1 protein-coding gene is annotated in these 6809 nt (G+C 39.7%); it reads left to right on the top strand.

The features are described from left to right. Positions 1 to 429: 429 nt before the first annotated feature. Positions 430 to 6809: Ig-like domain-containing protein (locus CD126_RS11615; protein WP_103370517.1), on the top strand; the 6380-nt coding region annotated here is incomplete at its 3' end.

Raw genomic sequence — 6809 nt, 5'->3', positions numbered from 1 at the left:
AGATGTGTATAAGAGACAGGTTATATATTACAAAGCCGTATTGTATTCAATTAAGTAATGTCTACATATCCAAAACGACCCTTAATTGTTAGATTTAATAATTTTGAGTAAAAAAGTACTCTCTATATCCTAATAAAACCGGACTTTATTAGATTTGAATTAAGTTACTAAAAAATTAGCGAACCTAAGTATATTGATTTACACATATCAACAGATTCAAATGAAATAAGAATATTTACATAATCCATTTCTGATTTTATACAAAAAGTTAACTATGAAAAAGATTAACAAATGTAAGTAATTCTATTCATAAATAAATGTGTAGATATCTGTTTAGTTTCGTGGTACATTGTGGTAGATAAAATTATAGTCTCTATTACATTAGGGAATAAATATTTTACATTACCAATAATTTCGGGGGTAGTTAATTTGAGAAAGAGAAAACCACAAGGAAAATTAGATTTCATTCCGAACAGAAATAACAAATACTCTATACGACGTTTCACAGTCGGCACAGCATCTATCTTAATCGGTGCCACACTTGTATTTGGTATCAACAATGATGCGAAAGCGGCTGAAACGAACGATGCTCAGAGCAGTGTGAGTGCGAATGATAGCCAAAGTTCGAATGACGATCCTAATAATTCAACTACATCTCACGATACATCATCACAAGAGACAGCACATGATCCTCAAGTAAATAACGACATAAAACAAGATAATCAATCACCACAGGAATCCAATACTGAAGAAACTGCTCAGTCATCACAAGATTCTAACGAAACTTCACAACCTTCTTCCTCTCAATCACAAGCTTCAGGTAACCAAAGTAATCCTTCAGATAATGACGTAGATCGGCCAGCCTCAAATGCTGATGACGTACATAAGTCAGACGCTGCACAAGCTACAACTGACGAAGACGGAGCGGATAATAGTGATTCTGACGACGAGACAAGTAACGATGATTCACAAGTAAACGAAACTGAAAAACAAGATCAAGCTGACGACAATTCAGCTAAAGATGACGTGGACAAACAAGGTGCGTCTGATGATAACGGTTCAGATGAGAACGCTGCAGAGTCTAACAAAGAACAATCTAACGACGAGTCAAAAGATAAATCTGATAAGGAAGCTAAAGACGATTCACAATCATCAACTGATGGTAAATCGGAAAAAGGTAGTCAAAAAGAAGAACAATCTAAAAAAGGTTCAAATAAAGAAGAGTCTGACAGCGAATCTGATTCTGACAGCGAAGCTCAGTCTACTAAAAGTAAGTCCGGCGAAGATCAACCTGAAGAAAAGCAAGATGATGACAAATCAGATGATGAACAAGCGGACGAAAAGTCTGATGAGAAATCATCTGATAAAGAAACTGGATCAGATGAAGATGACTCAGATGCAGTAGAACAAGGAAAAGACAAATCAGATAACGAAACTCTAGAGACAAAAGAAACAAAAGCTTCAGATTCTGACGAGAAAAAAGACAAATTACAATCTAAGTTAGACGACACAGATTCTAAAGATAAAGAAGACACTGTGAATGATTACTTGAAAGATCAACTTGGTGACGAACAAGCGAAATCTGTAATTGAAGATGCAGATATTGATTATGACAAAGATTCCAATGCGACAATTTCTGATAAAGTATTGAAATCTGCTTTAATCCAATTCGCAAATCAAAAAGATAAAGATTCGCCACAAGCGATTCGTCCAGGTTCAGCATTCTTTAGCGCTTATTCCACAGAAGCTGTGACACGTGCAGCGAAAGATACTAAAGTCGCTAAATCATTAGGTTATGAAAATAACTATACCTTCTCACAAATCATGTTTGATTCAGATAGTCTAGACAGCGATGAGGCTAAGAAATCAACAACGATTCCATTTAAAATTCATAGCTATCTAACAGGCGATAACTCTTTAGATAGATATAAAATTGATTTGGATTTAGACTCACGACTAGCAAAACACGTTACTAAGATATCAGCTCGTCCAGTAGGGGGAGACAAGCCAGTCGAATTCAAACGACTTAAAGATGAAAATGGTGAACCATCAGACATCTGGGAAGTGAACTTTATACGTGCGCAAGGTGGTCTCTTCGGTGGTGCTGAGATACTAGCAACTTACACAGCTGAAGATGGTAAGATTGAACTTGATGATTCGATTGAAAATATTATAAAAGAAGAGAATTTAGATAAAGATAAACTAAACTATCGCGTTTACGTCCGTAATAATGAAACCAATAAAATTATCCGTACAGCAGAAAATAGTGGTTACTTCTTAACTGATGTAGACAAAGAATTGACTGATAAAGAAAAAGATATTTCCACTGCTAACAAGGGTTCATTCTTAGGAAGCTCAGGAGCTGTACAATATGATCAAAATATTGGTGAACACGGTGGTTTAACTGTAGACCAAACAATCATGAAAAATAGTATCTTTGACTATATTTTATATGCTGGTAATAAACAATGGACTTATAATTATCAAATCGATAAAGACCTTTTACCATACATTTCAGGAGCAGAACTCCATTTACATGACTACAAAGGGGTAGCAGGATTTGATAAAGAGTATCACGAACGTGATAAAGTAGCAGATCTTTCTTTCGATAAAGATGGTAAAGGTTCTATTACAGATAGAAATATGAACAGATTGATTGAATTTAACAACTCAAACCCTGAGCCAATCGGTATTCGTATCGTCTTGAAATTCAATCAGAATCCTAACAACATTTTAACTAAAGATGCAGAATACGATGATGATGGAAATCTCATTCGTGAAACAGTGAAACAGAAAGAACTCTTCAACTTCAACGGTTACTTAACTGACAACAAAGGTAAACTCATCAATAACACACTTGGTACATCAACGCTTGCAATCCAAGACTATGATAGAGATGGCTTACTCGATAACTATGAACGTCAAAACACACATTCTGATCCATTCAACCCTGACACTGATGGTGATGGTAAGAATGATGGCGACGAAGTAGTGAACTACAAGACATCTCCACTCGTAGGCCAACCGAAAGCATCTGATATTACTACAGAAGACACAGTGGTAAGTGGTTCTGTACCATTGAAAGACGGTGCAGCGACTCAAACCGCGAAAGTGATCAATTCAGATGGTGAAACAGTTGGTACAGGTACAGTGAACGCTGATGGTTCCTTTAGCGTCAATATTCCTAAATCACCAGAAGGTACGTACACTATTGCGATTGATTCACCTGACTATGACAACGATGAAACAAACACATTCAAGATTGTAGACACTTCTAAAGTGCCAGCGCCAACTATCAACCCAGTTAGTGATAAAGATAATGAAGTTATCGTTAATGGTACAGGCGGTTCAACTGTAACGGTGAGAGACCAAGACGGTAATACAGTAGGTACAGTTGATATTCCTGATGGACAAAGTTCAGGTACGATTCACTTAGATAATCCATTGAAAGCAGGTACGGAATTAACTTCTACTGCAAGTAAAAATGGAAAAGAAAGTGATCCTTCAGATACAGTGACAGTTGATGATAAGACTGCGCCAAACCAACCAACAATCGACGAGGTAACAACTAATAACACGTCAATTAGTGGTAAGGCAGAAGCAGGCTCAACTGTTCACGTAAAATTGCCAAATGGTGACACAGTGAGTGCAACAACTAATGACGAAGGTGAATATTCTGTAGATCTTCCACAAGACCTTGAACTCAACGGTGACGACACTATTACAGTCACTTCTGAAGATGATGCAGGTAATATTTCTGAGTCTAATAGCACGAAAGTTATCAATAAACGTGCACCTGAAGCACCAACAATCAAACCTGTTTCAAGTGAAGATCATTCACTTACTGGTACAGCGAAAGCAAATACCACTGTAACAGTTGAATTCCCAGATGGCTCAACACTTGATTCTAAAGCCGATGATCAAGGTAATTACACAATCGAGCTAGGTGACAAGAAATTAGACGATCGCGAAACATTGAAAGTCACTGCAACAGAAGACGGTAATACTTCACCAGCTACGACAACTGTAGTTAAGGACGAAACTGCACCTGATGCTCCTACAGTAGATGATGTGGGCAGTGAGGATAAAACTGTAGAAGGTACAGCTGAACCTAACTCAATCGTTACCGTGCATTTTCCAAATGGTACATCTGTTGAATCACATGCAGGTAAAGACGGCCGTTATAACGCTGAAATACCAAGTGACTTGAAACTTAAAGGCGGAGAAAAAATCACTGCTACAGCAAAAGACATTGACGGTAACGTATCTGAAGAAGGTTCTACTACTGTAGAAGACAATACAGCGCCGGATGTGCCAACAATCGTAGGTGTAAATAGTACAGATAAAGAAGTCACAGGTACAGCCGAACCAGGCTCAGAAGTAACTGTACACTTCCCTGACAATAAAACAGGTACAGCGACAGCAGACGACAATGGTAATTACACTGTGAAGATTCCAGACGATGTTACTCTCAAAGGCGGCGAGAACATTGACGTAACTGCTAAGGATAAAAATGGTAACGTTTCAGAACCAGCGCACACTGTAGTATCAGATAAGACAGCGCCCGATGCACCAGAAGTAGAAAAAGTTAACAGTAACGGTGATAAAGTGACTGGTACAGCTGAACCAGGCTCAACTGTGAAAGTGACATTCCCTAATGGCGGAGAGTCTGAAGGTAAAGCAGACGATCAAGGTAACTTCAGTGTAGAAATTCCTAAAGATGCTAACCTCAAAGGCGGCGAACAACTGAATGTTGTTGCTATAGACGATAATGACAATACTTCAGCACCAACTTCTGTCACAGTAGGAGACAAGACAGCACCGGACGCACCAACAGTTGATGATGTGAAGAGTACGGATAAGACTGTCACAGGTGAAGCGGAACCAGGTTCTACAGTTAAAGTTTCATTCCCTGGTAACAAGACTGGTACAGCAACAGCCGATGATAACGGTAAATACACAGTAGAGATTCCAGAAGATGTTGAATTAACTGGTGGCGAAGACCTCACAGTTACAGCGACAGACAAAGATGACAACGAGTCTGAAGCTACTCACGCAACAGTAGAAGATAAAACGGCTCCAGAGAAACCAGAAGTCAACAAAGTAACTAGTAATAGTGATAAGGTCACAGGAACTGCTGAGCCAAATTCAGAAGTGACAGTGACATTCCCAGATGGTCAACAAACGAAAGCCACAGCAGACAAAGATGGTAACTTTACTGCAGGCTTACCAAAAGGTGTCACACTTAAAGGAGACGAAGAACTTCAAGTTACTGCTAAAGATGCGAACGGTAATACTTCTGAAACAACTGAAGTAACTGTTAAAGATGAAACAGCGCCAGACGTTCCACAAGTGAACGATATCACTACAGATAGTAAGAAAGTGACAGGTAGTGCTGAACCAAACGCAACAGTGACAGTTCACTTCCCAGGCGACAAAACAGGCACAGCAACTGCAGATAAAGACGGAAACTATACTGTAGACATTCCAGAAGATGTCGAGTTAAATGGTGACGATGAAATCAGTGTGACTGCTGCAGACAAAGACGGTAATACGTCAGATGCGAAGACAGTAACAGTCACTGACACAACAGCGCCGGACAAACCATCTGTTGATGACGTAACAAGTGATAGCAAACACATTACAGGACAAGCTGAGCCGAAATCTACGGTAACTGTAACATTCCCTGACGGCACAACTGCGACAGGTGAAACAGATGATAATGGTCGTTATACAGTTGATATTCCTGAGAAGATTGACCTTAAAGGTGATGAAGATTTAAACGTTACAGCAACAGACAAAGCAGGAAACACTTCTCAAGCGGAGACTAAGACTGTAACAGATACAACAGCGCCAGAAATACCTAAAGTTGATGGTGTAACAAGCACTGATAAACACATTACAGGTACAGCCGAACCTAATTCACATGTTAAAGTCTCATTCCCAGATGGTACGACTGCGACAGGTGAGACGGACGAAGACGGTAACTTTACAGTTGATATCCCTAGCAAAGTAAATCTCAAAGGCGGCGAAGAGTTAACAGTTACAGCTACTGACGCTCACGATAATGAGTCTACGCCTGCGAAACTTCCAGTAGCAGATAAAACGGCGCCAGAGAAACCATCAGTTGAAGGCGTAAATAGCACAGATAAAGAGATAACAGGTAAGGCAGAACCGGGTTCTACAGTTAAAGTTTCCTTCCCAGGTAACAAGACTGGTACAGCTACTGCTGATGACGATGGTAACTACACTGTTAAAATTCCTGACAACGTCGACTTACAAGGCGGCGAAGAACTTGAAGTAACTGCGACAGACGAAGCAGGTAACACTTCAGATGCAACAACTACGACTGTAGCTGACAAGACAGCACCAGATGCGCCAACGGCTAGCGATGTAAATAGTGAAGATAAACAGTTGACTGGTAAAGCTGAGCCAGGTTCAGAGGTAACTGTAAATATTCCAGGCCATGATCCAATCACAGGTACAGCCGATGATGAAGGTAACTACAACATCGACTTACCGAAGGATCTTCAAGGTGGCGAAGAAATTACTGTTACAGCTAAAGATAAAGACGGCAACGTTTCTGGCGAAACTAAGAAAACAGTGACTGATGCGACAGCACCAAATAAACCATCAGTTGAAGGCGTAAACAGCACTGATAAAGAGGTAACAGGTACAGCCGAACCAGGTTCTGAAGTAACAGTTCACTTCCCAGGAAATAAAACAGGTACAGCTATTGCGGACGAAGATGGTAACTATACTGTTGAAATTCCAGACAATGTAGACCTCCAAGGTGGAGAAGAACTTGA

Origin of the sequence: Staphylococcus pettenkoferi (genome assembly GCF_002902685.1) — a bacterium.
In the GTDB taxonomy this organism is placed as follows: Bacteria; Bacillota; Bacilli; order Staphylococcales; family Staphylococcaceae; genus Staphylococcus; species Staphylococcus pettenkoferi.
Note: the sequence above shows the minus strand (reverse complement) of the source record. Positions and strands in the feature narration are given on the sequence as shown.